Raw genomic sequence first — 19,026 nt, 5'->3', positions numbered from 1 at the left:
GTGGCTACCCCCTGGAGGGGCACCCCCGTGTCTTCCGCTCTTCACCGCCTCGCCGCCGCCGTCGTCCGACACCGCGGCCGCACCCTCGCCGGCTGGCTGATCACGCTGGTCCTGCTGGCCGGCGGCGGTCTGCTGATCAGCCGCGGCACCGACGACGCGTTCACCATCCCCGGCTCCGAGTCGCAGCAGGCCCTGGACACCCTGAAGCGGGTGTTCCCCGAGGTCAGCGGCTCGTCCGCGCAGATCGTGATCACCGGGGTCGACCCGGCGACGATCAAACCGGAGATCACCGCGGCGGTTCGCCGGGCCGAGCGGCTCGACCAGGTGGTCGCCGTGATCAGCCCGTTCGACGAGCGCTTCCGGGGGAACCGGACCGCCCGGGCGGCGATCGTCACGGTCCAGTTCGACGTGGCGTTCATGGACGTCAAGCCGTCGACCAAGGCCGCGGTCGACGCGATCGGCGCCTCGATCCCGCACGCGAGCGTGGTGGTCGGCGGCGACGCGTACGCGGACCGGGTGCCCAAACCGAGCCCGGTCGAGGGGCTCGGTCTCGCCGTCGCCCTGATGGTCCTGCTGATCACTTTCGGCTCGCTGGTCGCGGCCGGGCTGCCGCTGCTCACCGCGATCCTCGGCGTCGGCTTGTCGGTCGGCCTGCTGTACGGGGTGACCCGGGTGGTCACCGTGCCGTCGACCGCGGTCACGCTGGCCATGATGCTCGGGCTGGCCGTCGGCATCGACTACGCGCTGTTCATCCTGTCCCGGCACCGGGACCAGCTGCGCGACGGGCTGAGCGTGGCCGAGTCGATCGCCCGGGCCGTCGCCACCGCCGGGTCCGCGGTCGTCTTCGCCGGCCTGACCGTGGTGATCGCCCTGGTCGGGCTGGTGGTGGCGGGCATACCGTTCCTCACCACGATGGGGTTGTGCGCGGCGCTCGCGGTGGCCATCGCCGTACTCATCGCCATCACCCTGATGCCCGCCCTCCTCGCGCTGGCCGGCGACCGGATCCGCCCGGCCGCGAAGCCGCGTCAGCGGCAGGGACGGATCTTCGAACGCTGGGTCGGCGCGGTGACCCGGCACCCGGTGATCACCATCGTGGTGCTGCTGGCCGGGCTCGGCGCGCTCACCCTGCCCGCCGGCGAACTGCGGCTGGCACTGCCGGACGGCGCCAGCGAGGCGCCGGGAAGTGTGGCCCGACGGACGTACGACGTGATCTCCGCCGAGTTCGGGCCCGGCTACAACGGTCCGCTCCTGGTCACCGCCGACATCATCGCCTCGCACGACCCGGTCGGCCTGATGACGAAGCTGGGCGCCGAGATCTCCCGGGTGCCCGGCGTCGCGCTGGTCCCGATCGCCACCCCCAACCCGAGCGCCGAGATCGGCATCGTGCAGGTGGTGCCGGCCAGCGCGCCGGACTCACCGGAGACCGTCGCGCTGGTCGCCCGGCTCCGCGCCCTCGAACCACACTTCCGGCAGGAGTACGGCGTGGGCACCGCCGTCACCGGGATCACCGCGGTCGGCGTCGACGTCTCGGCCCGGCTCGGCGGCGCCCTGGTGCCGTTCGGGATCCTCGTCGTCGGCCTGTCCCTGCTGCTGCTGACCATGGTGTTCCGCTCGGTCGCGGTGCCGGTCAAGGCCACCGCCGGCTACCTGCTCTCGGTCGGCAGCGCGTTCGGCGTCACCGCCCTGGTCTTCCAGCGCGGCTGGCTCGCCAACCAGCTGAACGTCGCGCACACCGGCAGCGTGATCAGCTTCCTGCCGATCATTCTGATGGGGGTCCTTTTCGGACTCGCCATGGATTACGAAGTCTTCCTGGTCTCTCGGATCCGGGAGGAGTACGTGCACACCGGCGACGCCCGGCACGCCATCGACGCTGGTTTCCGGGCCTCCGCGCCGGTCGTGGTCGCCGCCGCGGCGATCATGTTCGCGGTCTTCGCGGCCTTCGTCCCGGAGGGCGCCGCCACCGTCAAACCCATCGCGTTGAGCCTGGCCGTGGGCGTCTTCGTGGACGCCTTCCTGGTCCGCATGACACTGGTGCCGGCGGTCCTGGCACTGCTCGGCGACCGCGCCTGGTGGCTGCCGGCCCGCCTCGACCGGGCCCTGCCCTCGTTCGACGTCGAGGGCGCAGGCGTGACCCGCGAACTGGCCCTCGCCGACTGGCCAGAACCGGACAGCACCGACGTGATCGCCGCCGACGGGCTGCCCTTCCTGCCGCGCCAGGTCCGGATCGGCCCCGGCGAACTCGTCGAAGTGGTCGGCGACCCGCACACGACCAGCGCATTCCTGCTCGCCGTCGGCGGCCGGACCACCGGCGTGTCGGGCCGGATCAAAACCCTCGGCCACGTGCTGCCGCAACGCGCCGGCAGCGTACGCGCGGTCGCCGCGCTGCTGCGCCGCCCGTCGCTGCGTGACATCACCGAGGCGGCCGCCGCCGGCCCACCGCTGCTGCTCATCGACGGCTTCGAACACCTGCCGGAACGCGCCCTCGCGCTGGACGCGCTGCGGGCCGCCGCCGGCCGCGGCAGCACGGTGCTGGTGACCGGTCGTGATCAGCACCCCGACATCACCGAGACCATTGAGGTGTACGCATGAGAACGCTGCCCCGATGGGCCGCCGCACTGCTCGTGCCGGTGCTCGCCACCACCGCCCTGCTCGCCGCCTTCCAGGACCCGGCCGGTCACCTGGAGACGGTGACCGCGGCCGTGGTCAACGGCGACGAGCCGGTCACCGTGAACGGCAGGACGGTGCCGCTCGGGCGGGAACTCGCGGCCCGACTCGTCGCGCACACCGGCGACAACTACACCTGGGTGCTGACCGGGGCAGACGACGCCGCAGCCGGCCTGAACAGCGGAAGATACCGGGTGGCGGTGACCATCCCGGCGAACTTCTCGCGCGCCGCGACCTCCGTCGGCAACGCCGATCCCGCCACGGCGGAACGGGCCCGGGTGTCGGTGAGCTCATCGCGTACCGCCGCCGGAATCGATCCGGTGGTGAGCCGAACCTTGACCGGCGCCGCGGTCGCCACCCTCAACCAGACCGTGGTCGAAACGTACCTGGACAACGTCTACCTGGGCTTCAACCGGATGCACCGGCAGCTCGGGGATGCCGCGGACGGCGCCGGCAAAGTGTCCGACGGCGCCACGCGGGTCGCCGACGGCAACCGGCAACTGGTTGTCGGGCTGCGGCAGCTCGCGGCCGGCAGCGACGCCCTGGCCGACGGCACCGACCGCCTCAGCACCGGCGCGTCCACCCTGGCCGACGGCACCGGCGAGCTCCGCGACGGCGCGAACCGGCTGGCCACCGGGACCGGGCAGCTCGCGACCGGGGCCGGCCGGCTGGCGAGCGGAGCCGGGCAGGTCGCGGCCGGAACCGGCAAGCTCGCCGACGGCCTGGGCACGCTCCGGGACAGCACGAAGAACCTGCCGACGCAGACCAGGAAACTCGCGGACGGCGCGGAACAGGTCGCCGAAGGCAACCGGAAACTCGCCGGCACGGTGGTCCCGATCGCCGACCAGATCGTGAACGGGATCGATCGGCTGCCCGATCTGGACAAGCTGGCCGACCGGTGCGAGACACCCGCCGACGTGTGCGCCCAACTTCGCAGAGCCGCGGATGCCTTGGCGGCCGCCGGCAATCCGGTGGCCGACCTGCGGAACCAGGTGGTCACCTTCCGGGACGGGATCAGCGCGCTCGCCGACGGATCGCAGCGGGTGGCGGACGGCGCCGACCAGCTCGCCGACCGGACCCCGGCCCTGACCGGCGCGATCAATCAGGCGGCCGGCGGCGCCGCCCGCCTCGACAAGGCGGCCACCCAGGTCGCCGGCGGTGCCACGTCGGTCGCGGCCGGCGCCCGCCAGGCCGCCACCGGAGCGGCCGCCGTCCGCGACGGCGCGCACCGGCTGGCCGGCGGCGCCGGACAGCTCGTGTCCGGCGCGGGCCGGCTCGCCACCGGCGCCGACCAACTGACCACCGCGGTACGCCGCGCCGGGACCGCCGGTCAACGCCTCGAAAACGGCGCGCAGTCGCTCGCCGGCGGCGCCGCCGACCTGGCCGACGGCCTGAACGACGGCCGGAACCAGGTGCCGACCTACACCGACGCGGAACGGGCCCACCTGCGAGATGTCGCGGCCACCCCGATCGAAGCCACCGAAACCGCGGTCGGCGGCCTGACCGCCGGGCCGATCGTGGTCCTGGTCCTGTGGCTCGGCGCGCTGGTCACGCTGATCCTCACCCCGGCGGCCCGCCGCGACCCGCTGACCTGGCACGGCCCGACCTGGCGACTGGCCGTGCTCAACGCGCGGCCGCTGCTGCGATACGCGGCGGCGCAGGCGGTCGTGGTCAGCGCGGCCGCCGAGGCGTTCCTCCGCCTGGCCCCGCTGCGGGTGATCGCCCTGCTGGCAGTCGCGGTGCTGATCGGGGTGGCTTTCATATTGGTGATCCAGGCGTTGCTGATCGGCTTCCGCACCGCCGGCCGGCTCGCGGCCATCCTGGTGCCGGTCCTGGCGTTGACCACGGCGGTGATCTCCGCGGTGCCGGGCGCCCTGACGACGACGGCGAGCTATCTGCCGACGTACGGCCCGATCCTGGCCGTTCGCGCCCTGACCGCTCACGGCGGGGCGGCCGGGACCGGGCTGATGCTGACCGTGGGGTGGTTGGCCATCGGGGTGCTGGGCGTCCTGTGCGCCACCGCCCACCGCCGGACGGTGCCGGTCCGCTATGGGGCGGCGCCGAGCCACGCCTGAACCGGAATCGAGCCGGCGCTGCGCACCGCGGGCATGCCGGGTCGGCCGCCTCAGTCCGGACCCGAAGCTGCCGACTGGACCGTCGTGTCGCTACGTCTCCCGCAGCTGTGCGCCGCGCTGACGGCGACGGTGCTGCTCGCCGGCTGCCGTCCCGCCACGCCGGCAGAAGGCCCCGCCCCGGAACCGTCGGCCCGGGCGACGTCGCCCGTCCCGCTGCCTTCCGAGATCCTGGAAGATTGCGGATTGCCGCCCGGAAGCACCGGCATACCGAGTGCCTGCCCCGGAGTGCTGGGCCCCGACAACATCGGTGTGCCGAAATAGGCGCTGCGCCGGCCGTCCTCGGCGGTCGTCGTCGCCTTGAGCACCGGCCCGGGCCGGCGCTCGTCGAGGACCGCCAGCAGGCGCGCGCTGCCTCCCTGTTTGCCCGGTTCCGGGCACGTTCAAGGGAGATCGATGGAGTGCCCCCGGCAGGAATCGAACCTGCGACCTGCGGTTTAGGAAACCGTTGCTCTATCCCCTGAGCTACGAGGGCGCGAGTGTCCATGCTACCTGACCAGGGATGACCGCAAGCACCCGATAACACCCCCTGCTGACCAGCAGTGCCGTGGCGGGGAGATCCGACTGGGGGGCGGATGAAGCAGTCGAACCGTGGACAGACGGTAGTCTGCCCACTGATCCTGATGAGCGACCATGGTTGATCGGTGGTGACCACAGGTCCTCGAGCACTTCTGGATCGGAACCGGGGGCGGCTGGGGCAGACGGGGCGGGCCAGCCGCGTAGATCCTCGGTCGACTCGTCGAGGGCGGGTAAGGCCGGCTGAACTTCCTCCCTGAGTGTCAACTCAAGGTCCACCAGCCCACCCATCCAACACTGGCGATGTCCGCGGGCTACCCGTTTGGCTGCACCGACTCGTCTGCCGACGCGAGACTCCGCCACCACTGTTCGTCGACTACCAGTTCGCCGGTCTCGAACAACGCCCGCTCCAACGCGAGAGGATCGACGGACCGGACGGGCCCTCGCCTAGCAACCGTGATGACGTGCTCTGGCAGACGGAGATTATGCGCCTCCACGTAGTACGCGAGACCGTCTGGCCAGACGAAATGCTCGCCGTCGGTCCGCTCTGTACTTCCGTTATTGACCCCGCAGACGCCGCAGGGCGAGAAGCCAGCAAAGGCAACGATCGGCGTCCCGGAGCGGGGATACGCGGCCACCGCATCACGTTCCGCAGCTTGCGCACCGTCACCGAGAAATGCGTGGACCTCGGGCCAACCATCCAGCGTCACCGGACCACGCCAATAGCCGATCAGCCGAAAGCACACTCTGGCTCACGGAACCTCCAACCACGCGGAATCCGGACAGGCTAACCCGCGACCATCGCTCGATTCAGAAGCGTCACAAGCCGCCGATGCAGCCGGCGCCGAAATAAGATGCCCTGCCGGTGCTAGATCAAGGTGCCGGAATCAGGTGCAACAGACGCGTTTACCGCAAGCCTCAAATGATCAACTTCGGCTTAGGCTCTTCGCCGTTAGCCCCCGTGGCTCCACACCCGAGCGTCTTCCACTTTCCAGAGCAAGTCGGTGTCACGGGTGGGGTGGTGCGCGGCGAGCAGGCTCTCCAACGCAGCGACGTCGACAAGACCGAGTGCGTCTGCGATCCGCCGGTAGGTGACAAAGTCGATCCCCCGGCGCAGGGTCTCCTGCTCCCATCCCGGTAGGCCCACAAGGGAGTCGACGAAGGGCGGCTGATGCCGTCTGGGCTTGGCCGCCGTCTCTACCTCTTCCGAATCGGCCGCCATCCACGTTTCCAACCATCTGCGCAAGCTGGGTGTCTCCACCCACCGAAGTCGCAGGCCTGTTCAACCTTGGCACCAGCTCGTCACAACTCGAGTCGACGAGCAAGCAGTTCCTCGACAGCGCTCGGATCCACAGAGTGCTCACGCAGCAGTCGGCGACCTGCATCATCAGGATGGGAAAGAACTGCCAACAGCAGGTCCGCACTTCCCCCCGGTGACTTCTTCCCGTTCGCAGCAAGAGTCCGAGCCGTGTCACCCGCCTGGCAAGCCGGCAGCGTCCACGGCGGGTTCTTCGGGCTGCTCCGCCAACTCCGCCGCCGCTGGGGTGCCGCGATAGCACCTTCCTGCGGCACATCAGCCAGCGACACGAATACCTCGGACCGAGTCATCCCGAACGGACGTAGCACGAAATCGCAGGAGACAGCGTATTCACCGGATGGGCGTAAGCCGGTCGAGGTCAGCTGCTCTTCCAACACCAGAACAGCGAGAATGAGATGTACGAGGGTGGTCCGATCGTGACCCAACCGCACGGCCTCCGCAGTCGCTTCCTGTTCCAAGAAAGCGAGAGCGGGACTCGCCTGCGCGGCCAACCTGACGATCCCGGAGGTAAGCCCCCTAGTCAACGCGGTCGACCGCTGTAGACCCGGGTGAGCAGGATCCACGAGAGCCCCGGCTCGAGCCAAATGGTCCGCCAGATTCCGGATCGGTGGTTTCCCTCCAGCAACCGGCCAGGTACGTCGCGCCACCCGCGTAAGGCGATCCAAATCGACCATCTGGGCTTCGACGAGCAGACCAGCCGTGTTGGTCGGGTCAGCCAGAAGGGCTTCCAACAAATGATCCGGACCGACCCAAGGATCCCCCCGTGCTACGGATATCGCCATAGCCAGTCTCAACGCTGCGAGGACTTCGTCATCCCATTGAGGACGAGAATCACCATCAACGGACGGTCGTCCGAAGACCTGCCAGTGCACCTCTCGAATGACGCCCAACAACATGGGGTCAATTTCAGAGGAAGGCTCAGCGGAGCCACCGCGCCTATCTTCTCGCCTTATCCGACGGACATCTTCCTCGGGATTATATCGAAGCACACTCCTGAAATTCGGGAAGGTATTCACCAGACTAACCAGTACAACATTGGCGCCGATCACCGGTTGGTGCAACTTCACCGCGGCACGGCAAGCGCCCAGCAAAACGGCGCTGAGCCCCCCACTTACGTCAATCATGAAGATCACCTGAAAGCTGTGTCAGCATATCAATTAGCCCGATGCCTACCACTGTAATCGTCGGGCGCACGATGAACAGCCGGATAGCCTCCACCCCAATCATAGTATGCCCTTCGCCCATAGAAGGCACCATAAGCAGCCCGCCCCACCACATCTGCAACCGATTTCCAGGAATCTCCCGGCAGCATACCTATAATTCTCTTCGGCAGACTGTTATCCCATTTTGTGATAGCACCCTCTGCAGCTCCGGCAACAGCGTGACGCAGTGGATAAACATCAAGGGATTCTGGCCTGCCGTGCCTGGGCTCATAATCTTCACCTTGGCTTGATTCGCCCTCCGCACGGTGAGCTCCACCGCAATTGTGTACGAGTACCGGCGTGGCACCGGCGAGCACATAGTACGTGTGGAGGCTTGTGACGGTGAGGTTGTGCATGTGGTGCGCGCCGGTGTAGGCGTGCACTTTGGTGATCGTGGTCGCGGCCTGGCCATGGGTATCGCGCAGGTGGTGGCCGACCTGAAGGTCAGCGGCGTCGGTCCACTTGTGGTCGCTCTGGTCCCAGAATGGATGGTGTGCGGTGGTGTTGATGACCGCAGAGGTGCCGTCGGGGTGTTTAACGGTGAGGTCGACGAAGTCGTGGTCGAGGTTGTCGTACAGGGTTTCGACCGGTTCGGCGGTGTCCTTGCCCGTCTGAGGGTCGGTGGCGCGAACTTTGTCGCCGATCTTGATGTCGCTGATCGGTTTGCTGGTGCCGTTTGCCAGAAGCACCAGTGTCATTGCGGTGAAACTATTTTTGCATGTACTGGGAGGTCGTACGCCCTCCTCCTGCGATGCGACCTCCTTTTTAGGTCCGGCCTTGACGCCGTCGACGACGGTCATGACGTCGAGTGCGCCGAGGGCTGTGTGGCCTGCTGCCGCGGCCCAGTCACCGTTTTTGACGTCGTTGGCGATGTTGCCCACTTGACTGACCGCGTCGGCGGCAGCAAGGGGAACGGCTAGTGCGCCTTCGAGGGCGCCGGCGCCAGCCGAGTTGATCACGTCGACGACGCCGTGGATGTTGCCGTCGAGGGCGTCGGTGGTCAGCTTGCCGGCGGCGCCGGCGGCCATCATGCAGGCGGGGGTGCCCGCGCCTGCGGTGACGGCCTCGCAGCCCATGAAGGTGGCGATGCCGACGCCCGCGCCGATCAGGGTGTTCTTGTTCTCGCTGACCCAGTCGACGCCGCGCTCCCACCACGACTTCTTTTTCGGCTTCGGCTGGTTGTGGCTGCCGCTGCCACCGTCGCCACCGCCACCACTGCCGTGGCTGCTGCCGCCGCCGTTGTAGTCGTGGGTGCCGTCACCGGCACCGCCGCTGTCCGGGTCGCCGGTGTACGCGGGGCTTTCGCGTTTCGCGGCAGCCTGGGGCCCGTAGTACTGGTCATCACCGCGCAGGCCGGTGGGGTCGGACTGCGTGATGGGGTTGTTGCCGCAGTAGGAGTAGGCGTTCCACTGCTGCGGGTCGGTCAGGTCCTGGACCGGGTCGACGGAGATGAAGCGTCCCAGCGCCGGGTCGTATTCGCGGGCGCCGAGGTGGGTCAGGCCGGTGGGTTCCAGGTCGCCGCCGACGAAGCCCTTGTTGTTGGCCCAGGTGGGGTTGGTGCCGCGCGGCGCGCCGTACGGGGTCTGGCGCCGGATGCTGACCTGCTGGGTGTAGGCGTTGACCGCGGTCGACTGGGTGCCCTGGTGGTCGCTGAACAGCCACGTCAAGCTTCGGTCAGCGACGGTCCGGGAGGCGACCACGGCGCCGCCGAAACTGTAGTAGCGGGTGGCGTCGTTGGCGGTGGTGCTGGCGCCGAGGCGGCGGATCTCCTGGCCGGGTAGGAACAGGGTGGCGCCGGTGCTGTCGCGTCGGATCAGGCGGCTGCCGTCAGCGTCGAACAGGTCGGTGGTGACCTTGCTGCCTTCGACGGTTTTGACCGGGTGGCCTTCGGCGTCCCAGGTGATGGTCTGGGTGCCGGTGTCGCCGGGCCGGCTGGTCATGTTGCCGGCGTCGTCGTAGGCGTAGCCGACCGTGGTGCTGCTCTGCGCCGGGGTGGTCGTGGTCATGCCGGTCACCGCGTGCGGCCGGACCACATCCTTGCCGGCGGTGGGCACCGCGTAGCTGCGGGAGGTGTCCCCGGCCATGCCGTGCGACACCTCTTTGGTGCGGTTGCCGAGCGCGTCGATCGTCCAGTCGATCCAGTACGGGGCGGGCCCGCCGAGGTTGGCGACCGTGGGCGAAGTCTTGCAGTCCACGCCGGACTTCGGGGTCCACGCCGACGTCAGCCGGATCAGCGAGTCGTAGACGTAGCACTGGGTGTCGGTCTGGCCCACCTCCGGCGCGTCGGTGACCTGCTGGATGTTGCCGGATGCGTCGTAGTTGTAGGTGCGGTCGGCCACCGTGCCGGTCGCGGTCTCCGGCTTGACCTTCACCTCGTGCACCCGGCGGGTGTCCCCCTCGTAGGACATCATCTGCTGGGCGTAGACCCCGCCAGTGATCTTCAGCATGGTGGAGGTCGGCTTGCCGTACGCGTCGTACTGCTGAGCGGATACGTAGCTGCCGGGGTCAGACCACAGCGACTTCAGCGCGGTCGGCAGGCCGCTCGCCTTGTCGTAGGTGGTCTCGACGCCTTCGCTAGTTAGCGTCGCCGCTGCCGGGTAGGTGATGCCGGTCTCCGCGCCGGTGTATGGGGAAAAACTGTGGACGTAGCTGTAGGTGCCGCCAAGTCCCGTTTCGGCTGCCGGGATGACCCACTGCTCAACGCTGACTTGGTTGCGGGCGGAGAAACCGGTGGGACGCCAGATGTAGGGCTGCCGGGTACCGTCAGCAGCTGTCTCGTAACGGGTTGCCTGGGTGACTTTGCCGTACATGTACAGGCCGTTGGCGAGGGTGTCGTACTTCCATTCGGCGCGTTTGTTGGCCTCGGTGATGCTGCCGTCGTAGAGACCGGTTTTGCGGCCGAGGGAGTCGTATTCGTAGGCCAGGACGTGGCCGGTGGCGTCCTTGGTGGTGAGCAGGTCACCGAAGTCGTTGTAGGTTGAGCTTGACGCGCCCTTGTCCGGGTCTTTGGTCTCGATCTGCCGGCCGAGCAGGTCGTACTTGTAGGTCCAGGTGTCGCCGGCCGAGTCGGCTGCCGAGGTCATCCGGTTCTTGGCGTCGTATCCGTATTTGACGGTGTCGTGCCCGCCGGCGATCCCGGCGGCGGTGTTGTACTGCCACAGTTCGGAGGTGCGGCCCAGGACGTCGGTCAGCGTGGTGGTCGGGGTGCTGCCGGCCGGCGGCACCTGCGTGGTCCGGTCGCCTTCGTAGCTGGTGGTGGTCCGCCACTTCTCCACGACGTTGGTCGTGCCGTCGCCGGAGCGGAAGATGCTGGCGGTGGCGCGGCCGGCCCGGTCGTACTCGGTGAGGGTCTGGGTGGGCACCGACCATTCCGGTTCCCACCACAGGGTGCCCGACGGCGCGTCGGGTTCGGCGTGCGCGCCGAACGCCATGTCGGCGCGGCCGAACTGGTCGTAGAGGGTGTCGGTGACGACCCGACCGCCGCCGACGGCCTCGGACTGGGTCTGCCGGGGGCGCAGGAAACCGTCATAGATGGTGAATGACGTGTTGGTGCCGCCGCCGGAGTTCAGCGCCACCGTCTTCACGAACGGGTACGTCTTGCGGTCGGGGTCGAAGATGTAGTTGTAGGTGGCCGTCGGCTGGGCGAGGTGCGCCGACTTGGTCCACCCCGCATCCCAGGTCTGGAAGGTCCGACCCAGCGGGTCGTAGGTGACGTCGGTGACCCGCTTGTTGATGTCGGAGACGCCGACGGCACGATCACTCCGAACTATCCGGACATGGCCATCCGTGACTTCAACGGCGACCAGACCACCGACGTCCTAGCCCGAGACACCGGCGGCACCACATACGTCTACGGTGGTGACGGGAAGGGCGTCTTCGAGCCCCAGACCTCCGCCGGGACCGCATTGTCCGGCTACAACTTCGTGCTCAGCCCGGGTGACGCCACCGCCACCTTCCCGGTCACCCTCGACCGCACCGGCCCGGCCATCAGCCACATCACCCCCGGCGACATGAAACTCGTTCGCGGCACCAGCTTCACCACGACCGCGTCCGTGACTGATCCCAGCGGGGTCGCAGCCACCTCCGTGAACGGCGTCGGCACCCCCGGCACCGCCGCCACCGGAAAGGTGCCCACCGGACGCGACGGCCGGCTCACCGTCACCTGGCAAGCCACCGACCGCTTCGGCAACCAGTCCTCCGCCAGCCGCACCGTCGTGGTCGACAACACCAAACCGGCCCTCGCGATCAGCGCGGCGCCCGCCACCGGCACCAGACTCACCCGAGCCGCCACCATCACCGCCGCTGCCAGCGACCACAACGGCATCGCCAAGGTGCAGATGCTGGTCAACGGCACCGTCGTCGCGACCGACACCACCGCCGGCTACCGCTTCACCCTGAACCCGGCCAACTACGGCAGAACGTTCAGCGTGCAACTGCGTGCGTACGACCGAGCCGGCAACGTCTCACACAGCAGCACCCGCACCTACCACCGCTGAAACCGAACACCAGCCACGACGGGACCGGCCGCACCGAGAGCCGGTCCCGTCTACGCTTTCGCCGTCTCCGCGTTCGTGTCCCGCCGATCGCCCGGGATCTCGGGCTCTTCGCGCGCTAGCGACCACAATCCCGGCGAACGCCCGATCCCGACCTTGAGCACGCCGATCGGCTTGGGGCACAGCTGCTGAACCGTGGCGATGAGGTTTGTTGCGTCGGCCGACGCGTCACCCAAGGCGTTGCCTTGGATTTCTTCGGGGACTGCTGTCGTACCTATCTGAACGAGATAAATGCCGCTCTGGTGAATCCGCTGACAACTTTCTCGGCGGTACCTGAGTCTTCCTCGGTGTGACGACCGAAACGAAGCACCGACCGACCGGGGCGATGAGCGGCGCGGAGCAGGAGTTCCGGGTCTTCGTCCTGGGGATCGCGGCCTCGCTGCACCGCACGGCATTCCTGCTCTGCGGAGACTGGCATCTGGCGGACGACCTCGTCCAGGAGGCGCTGGCCAAGGCCTACAGCCATTGGCGCAAGGTACAGCGGGCCGAGAACCCCTCGGCGTACGTGCGACGCATCCTGATCAACCAATCGCGTAGCCACTGGCGCCGGCACCGCAACGTGCCCACGTACGGCGACAGCGACCTGGGGCAGCTCACGGTTCCCGATCTCTCCGACGGTGTGGTGAGCCGCGCGGACCTGGTCCAGGCGCTTCAGTCCCTGGCGATCCGGCAGCGGGCGACCGTGGTACTGCGGTTCCTGGAAGGGCTCAGCGAACGGGAGACCGCCGCGGTCCTCGGGTGCACCGAGGGCACCGTCAAGAGCCAGACGAGCCGCGCGTTGGCCAAGCTCAAGTCCGTCCTGAACCGAGGAGACCACTGACCATGCCGAACGACACCGAGGAACAGCTCAGCACGGCACTGCACGACATCGTCAAAGACCGGCCGTACACGCCCGACTTCGACCGGATCGAGAGCCGCGGGCGGACGTTGAAGAACCGTCGCCTCGCCTGGCGCGCCGGCGGGGGCGCCACGTTCGCCGTCGCCGCCGTGACGGCGATCGCGGTCGCCGTCGGCGGCACGGGAACACAGGCCCCGGCGCGTACGGAGGCGCAGCCGGGCCCGACGCGGAGCGCCACCGCCACGAGCCCGGCAACATCGGCTACCCAGCAGCCGCTGGTGCAGCTGGCCGCCTACCTCACCACGATCGAGAAGCAGCCCGGCGACGCCGCGCTCGTGCGACGCGACGAGTGGAACGCTTACAACTCTCCGCACAAGGACGTGGTGTGGGACCTGTACGCCGACAACGGCAAGTACTACTTCGCCAAGACCCGCGCCGGGCTGCCGGCGAAGGTGCGCCACAACCAGACCGACGCGGGTGACACGTTCCGGGTGGCGGTCGAGGCCGCCAAGTACGCGGTGAACGGTGATCTGACCGTGGCCCGCAAAAAGATGGCGGACATGACCGGCGCCTTTCAGGTCGAGGATCCCGGGCCGGGCGTCGTCCCGCCCTACCAGGGGCCGATTGGCAAGAAGGTCCCGAGGCAGATCCGTGACGTGCTCAAGGTCAACCTGGTCGACAACCGGGTATGGCTGAACTCGATCTTCGCGTTGGAGGCCGGGGCCGGCAGCCCGACCGTCCGCGCCGGTGTGCTGCGGTTGCTGTCGACGCTGCCCGAGGTGAAGGTCACCCAGGGCATCCTCGACGGCAAGGCGACGCTCACCCTGACCGTGGGCAAGCCGGCCATGGCCGGCGACCGCACCGAGGCCCTGACCATCGACGCCACCACCGGCGTCCCGATGCGTTTCCTCAGCGGCGCAGGCGCCTCGGGCGCCAACTACCAGGTCACCCGCGTGAGTCTCGCGGACGTGGCCGCGGGCAGGTTCTGACAGGCCGGTGCCGGGGCCGCACCCGCTCCTACGAAGGGAAGATGCCGCGCCCGATTCACTCGATGAGTAGATTTCCTCCTCGTTGCCCGCTGATCGGCCGGATGCGGGGCAGCCTGCTCGGCTTGATGCCTCATGAACGGCCGGGTGCCGCCGAAAGGAAGGCCCGCGGTGCACAGCGCACCCCGATGAGGAAGCGGTGACCAGATGGCGGCACGCGGGAAGGTGGCGGAGCTTGCCGCTGAGCTGGACCTGCTGGAGGAGGACATCGGGTGGGACCTGGCCGAGTCCCACGCTCGCCTGGACCGGCTGATCGAGGCGCTGCGGCCGTCCGGTGAGAGTGAGCTGTTCTGGCGGGCGACGCTTCTGCGGGCGGACGCCATCGAGCGTGAGGGTGACGGCGCGACCGCGGCGAGGCTCGTCGGCGAGGTGCGCCGGTGGGCGGCCGAGCACGGCTCCCAACTGCTGATCTCCCGCACGCACCGGCTGCTCGCCCGGCTCGCCACCAACGCCGGCGACCTGGGCGGAGGCCTGGAGCACATGCTTCAGTGCGTGATGGCGCTGGGGGACGACACACCGCCGGCGGAACGGATCCTGGCACTGATCAAGCTGGCCGACGCGTTCGCCGCGACCGGGTCGATGGCGGCCGCCCGGGAACGGTTCGAGCAGGCCTTGGCGGCCGCCGCCGAGATCGGTCATCTGGAACGGCAGATGACCGCCCTGAACAACTGGGCCTACAGCGAGTACGAGGCCGGCGAGCCGCAGCGCTCCTGGGAGGTGCTGCAGCGACTGCGGGCGCTCGCCCGGGCGCACGACCGGCCGCTGGACGCCGCCGAGCTGGACACGGTGGCTCGGGTCGCGCTGGAGCTGGGGCATGTCGAGGAGGCCGAGCGGGCCGCCCGCGATGCACTTGAGCTGTATCCGCACGACAAGGTCGAGGCCGATGCGCAGGCCGCGTACCTGCTGACGTTCGGCATGGCGCGGCATCGGCGGGGGGACCTGGAGGGCGCCCGGGCGGCGCTCGCCGAGAGCGCGGAGCTGTGCGAACGGCACCGGCTCGGCCGGCTGGCCGCCGGGGTGATGACCGAGCAGGCGGCCCTGCTCGCCTCGGCGGGCCGGTTCGAGGATGCCTACCGGAAGTTGTGCGAGGCCAACGAGGCCGAACGGCGGCAGCGGGACGCCGACCGGGAGGAGCAGGCCCGCAACCTGCAGGCGGCGTACGAGGTCGCCGACGCGCGCCGGCAGGCCGAGTCGTTCCGCGATCAGGCCCGCCGCGATTCGCTGACCGGGCTGCGCAACCGTCGGTTCGTCGACGAACACCTGCGCGGGCTGCTCAGCCGCGGTGGCACCGGCGCGACTCCGGTGATCGCCGCCCTGCTTGATCTCGACCATTTCAAGCGGATCAACGACTCGCTCTCCCATCAGGCCGGTGACGCCGTCCTGGTGGCGTTCGCCGGCCTGCTGGCGCAGGTCGACGCGGGCGTCGACGGCTTCGCGGCCCGGCTGGGTGGCGAGGAGTTCCTGCTGGTGATGACCGGTGTCGCCGCGCCGGAAGCGATCATGAGGGTGGCCGATTTCCGGCGGTCGGTGCTGGCTCACCGATGGACGTCGATCACCGGCGACCTGCCGGTGACGGTCAGCATCGGCGTCACCACCGCGGCGCCCGACTGCACCGTCGCGGACCTGCTCGGTCGCGCCGACGAGGCCCTGTACGCCGCCAAGCGGGCCGGGCGCGACCGGGTCCACCTCGACGAGCTGGCCGACCTGGCTACCGGAGCGTCATGAGCCCGGCCTCCCGGCAGAAAGGGTGGTGCCGGCTGCCCACCGAGGGGCAACCGGCACCATCGTCACTCGTCAGGCAGCCGGTCCGTAGACCGCCAGCTCGGTCGAGTCCATGAACTTGCAGCCGTTCGCGGTGCCCGGCTGGCCGGCCGCGCACAGCCCGGCGTCCTGGGCCTGCGTGGTCAGCATCGTGTACCGGACGTACTCGATGGCGTCGCCGGTGCCCGCGGCCAGCGCGACCGGGGTGGGCGTGACGGTGCCGGCCGGGAACTTGCCGCTCGCGGCGACAGTCCAGGTCTTGCCGTCCTTCGACGTCTCGATCCGGTAGCCGCTGGTGGAGGCCGTCTTGTCGTCGCCACAGGTGGACGACGGGTTGACGACCAGCTGCGCGACGTTGACCGCGCCGGACAGACGGATCACGGCGTTCTGGCCTTCGGCCGCGACGTCGGAACCCCAGCCGGAGATCTGCGACTGGTCGAGCAGCTCACCGGGACCACAGCCGTACGCCGTGTAGTCCGGCCCGGTGGCGCTGATGATGCCCGCGCCGCCGGAGGAGGCCGCCCAGTCGTGCCGGACCGCCCAGTTCTCCGCCTTGGTCCCCGAGTTGACCGACAGCGTCTTGACGATCTGGTCGTAGCCGGCGCCCCGGGCGTACACCTTGGCGTACGTGCCCGGAATGATCCCGGAGATCTTGTAGGTGCCGTCCGCGGCGGTGGTGGCACGGTAGTCGCCGGCGAAGCCGGAGGCGTGCCCGCCGAAGGCGATGGTCAGGCCGGCCACCGGGGCCTTGGTGTCCTGGTCGGTCACCTTGCCGGTGAGCGTCCCGCGCGGGGTGCCCGCGGCCGGCGGCGTCGAGAAGTCCTCGACCGGCTGGGTGTCGTCGCCGTCGATGGCGGCGGCGAAGTAGCCCATGCCCCGCTTGGCGAAGACCTTCCAGATGGTCTTGGCGTTCTTGCCGCCGTTGACCACCAGGTCGGCGGCGATGATCGAGTTCCGCATGTCCAGGTAGGACGGGTTGTCCGGGGACAGCTCCATACCGCGGGTCACGATCGATTCGGCCTTGGTGCTGCCGATCGCGCGACGCAGGTCCCACAGCGTCTGGGCCCAGATCTCGCCGTCCGCGTGCACCTCGGGGCCGCGCGAGGAGACCTTGCCGAAGTCGCCGTACGTGTAACCGCCGGGGCCGGCGTTCGGGGTGCCGGGGCAGGCCGCCGAGACGATGCCGACGGTGCAGTCGAGACCCTCGCTGCGGATCGTGCCGCCGGCCGACCAGTACTTGCCGATCAGCACGTCGCCGGGCTTCGCGGTGTCCTTCTCGAGACCGGTGGCGTGCAGGTAGTCCTCGGCGTACCAGTCGCTCCAGGCCTCGCCCATCGCGCCGCCCTGGATGTTGCTCAGGGTGGAGTTGCCGGCGGCGTCGATGACGAGCCGGTTCGACAGGCCGTGCGTGTACTCGTGGAACACGACGTCGGACTCGTCACCGGTGTTCGCGGCGACCGCGTCCGGGGCCGGGTTCAGCAGGTACATCTGCATGACCGGCGGGATGCCGTCCGGCGGGGTGTTCATGTTCGCGTTGTCGGTGTGGTCGGCGTCGGGCAGACCCTTCGCGGTGTCGGCGCCGTCCATGGCCTGACCCTGCACCGCGTCGCCGTCGCGCGCCTCGAAGTTGCCGGCCGCCCGGGTGAAGCCGATCGGCGAGGACTTGAGGTGGTCGTGGAAGGTGCCCAGGAACGTGAACAGCTGCACCGCGTTCTGCTTGCGGTTGACCTGCCAGGAGTTCGCCGTCTTCGGGTCCCACGAGCAGGGGTACGCGGCGGAGCAGAGGCCGCCCACCGCGACGTTGAAGTCGGCCAGCGGGTAGTCCCACCGGTGCAGGCCGGACGGGCCGACCTCCTCGGTCGGGTCGGCCTGGTTGTTGTCGTTCACGTCGGAGTAGACGTGCGCGACGTTGCCGGACAGCTGGCGCGTGTTGTCCGGCAGCCAGCCCTTGGCGGTCAGGTCGACCTTCTGCGGGACGCCGCCCTTGGGTGCGCCCGGGTAGTTCTTCCACACTTCGGCGGAGTCGTTCGCGATCGTGCTGTGGCGGTAGAGCACCTCGCCGCTGACCGCGTCGATGACGTGCACGTAGCCCTCGTCGACGACGATCGTCTGCCAGGCCAGGCGCGGGCCCGAGACGGTCTGGAACCAGACCTTCTTGGCCGTGCCGTTGTCGCTGAAGGTGGTCGTGCCGGCCGCCGTCTTGGTGGCCTTGGCGGTGGACGTGCCGAGAACGTCCTTGACCGCCGCGGCGCGGGCGCCCGTGGCGGTCACCTTGGCGGCGCCCGCCGTGGACGGCAGCGACTTCAGCGGCGACCCGTCGACCTGCACGAGGCGGCCGTCCTTGGCGACGTGCGCCTTCAGGCCGTTGCCGAACACCGGCACGCCGTCGGCGACCTGCACCCAGCTGAGGTGGTGGGTGCCCGCGACGTCGACATAGTCGCGGCGCAGTTCGAGCGTGGCCAGGTCGGCCGCGTCCAGGCCGAAGATCTCGGGGTGGGCCTTGATGTAGTCGAGGGCGATCGTGGTCGGCTTCTTGTGGCTCGGGCCGGTCAGGAAGCCGTCCAGCTTGGCCACCCGGCGCGGGGTGCCGGTGGCCCGATCGATGTCGACGATGCCCTGCACGCCGAGTTTGTTGCGCATGCTCTGCACCGCCGAGGCGGACGGTGCGGTGGCGAAGGCGCGGCTCGATGCGCTGCCCTTCGACGCTGTCGCCGGCGCTTGCGCCTGGGCCGCGGCGACCAGGTTCGCACGGGAATCGTAATCGGCTCGCCGCGGCGCCTTGCTGTCAGTGCCAGCGGTCACGGCGCCCGGTAGCGGCGCGGCCTGTGCCTGCTGCGGCAGCAACGCCGCGAGCAGAAAGACACCGGCGGCTGCCGCTCCCACCCGCCGGGTTGCGGACGGTACGGATAACGGTCTCAATTCAGCCCCTCTCGACCGGGCTAAGCTGCGCACCGGCCCGGCGTTAACCTGGTGCCGGCCCGCATCTCACAGGTGTG

The 19,026-nt window shown here is 69.3% G+C and carries 9 protein-coding genes and 1 tRNA gene; 6 read left to right on the top strand and 4 right to left on the bottom strand.

Translation table 11 applies throughout. The features are described from left to right. Positions 1-27 precede the first annotated feature (27 nt). Together ACSP50_RS02840 and ACSP50_RS02835 are read left to right on the top strand one after the other, a co-directional pair. Complete coding sequence (locus tag ACSP50_RS02840; RefSeq protein WP_014687646.1) at positions 28-2,589, top strand: MMPL family transporter; 2,562 nt, start codon at positions 28-30, stop codon at positions 2,587-2,589. Beyond that, positions 2,586-4,739, top strand: a complete 2,154-nt coding sequence (locus tag ACSP50_RS02835) for a YhgE/Pip family protein (protein WP_014687645.1) — start codon at positions 2,586-2,588, stop codon at positions 4,737-4,739. The genes ACSP50_RS02840 and ACSP50_RS02835 overlap by 4 nt, the downstream gene beginning before the upstream one ends. Positions 4,740-5,198: 459 nt before the next feature. Here ACSP50_RS02835 and ACSP50_RS02830 read toward each other — a convergent pair. The 3 genes from ACSP50_RS02830 to ACSP50_RS02815 all read right to left on the bottom strand — a co-directional run bounded on the left by ACSP50_RS02830 (position 5,199) and on the right by ACSP50_RS02815 (position 11,416). Beyond that, a tRNA-Arg gene (locus ACSP50_RS02830) sits at positions 5,199-5,271 on the bottom strand. A gap of 1,343 nt (positions 5,272-6,614) precedes the next feature. Continuing rightward, positions 6,615-7,412: a Clp protease N-terminal domain-containing protein gene (locus ACSP50_RS44975; protein WP_369793941.1), complete on the bottom strand. Its 798-nt coding sequence runs from the start codon at positions 7,410-7,412 to the stop codon at positions 6,615-6,617. A 371-nt stretch (positions 7,413-7,783) separates the two neighbouring features. Beyond that, the gene (locus tag ACSP50_RS02815; RefSeq protein ID WP_014687642.1) at positions 7,784-11,416 is read right to left on the bottom strand and encodes a polymorphic toxin-type HINT domain-containing protein; all 3,633 of its coding nucleotides are present in this window, start codon (positions 11,414-11,416) and stop codon (positions 7,784-7,786) included. Between the two features lie 192 nt (positions 11,417-11,608). Between ACSP50_RS02815 and ACSP50_RS02810 the strand changes: the two genes are divergently transcribed. The 4 genes from ACSP50_RS02810 to ACSP50_RS02795 all read left to right on the top strand — a co-directional run bounded on the left by ACSP50_RS02810 (position 11,609) and on the right by ACSP50_RS02795 (position 15,994). Next, a complete protein-coding gene (locus tag ACSP50_RS02810) occupies positions 11,609-12,328 on the top strand; it encodes an Ig-like domain-containing protein (protein WP_014687641.1) in 720 nt (239 codons plus the stop codon). 346 nt (positions 12,329-12,674) lie between these two features. Next, entirely contained in the window at positions 12,675-13,205 is a 531-nt protein-coding gene (locus ACSP50_RS02805; RefSeq protein ID WP_231956849.1) for a SigE family RNA polymerase sigma factor, read from the top strand. A 2-nt stretch (positions 13,206-13,207) separates the two neighbouring features. Continuing rightward, entirely contained in the window at positions 13,208-14,212 is a 1,005-nt protein-coding gene (locus ACSP50_RS02800) for a hypothetical protein (RefSeq protein ID WP_014687639.1), read from the top strand. A gap of 204 nt (positions 14,213-14,416) precedes the next feature. After that, positions 14,417-15,994, top strand: coding sequence for a diguanylate cyclase (locus ACSP50_RS02795; protein ID WP_014687638.1), 1,578 nt, complete (start codon positions 14,417-14,419; stop codon positions 15,992-15,994). A gap of 69 nt (positions 15,995-16,063) precedes the next feature. On the opposite strand, the gene ACSP50_RS02790 is transcribed toward ACSP50_RS02795, so the two are convergent. Then, positions 16,064-18,913, bottom strand: a complete 2,850-nt coding sequence (locus ACSP50_RS02790) for a M36 family metallopeptidase (RefSeq protein ID WP_014687637.1) — start codon at positions 18,911-18,913, stop codon at positions 16,064-16,066. Between the last annotated feature and the right edge of the window lie 113 nt (positions 18,914-19,026).

The sequence above is a fragment of the Actinoplanes sp. SE50/110 genome (assembly GCF_900119315.1).
Taxonomy (GTDB): Bacteria; Actinomycetota; Actinomycetes; order Mycobacteriales; family Micromonosporaceae; genus Actinoplanes.
The sequence above is the reverse complement of the archived record's forward strand: the minus strand, read 5'-3'. Positions and strand labels throughout refer to the sequence as shown.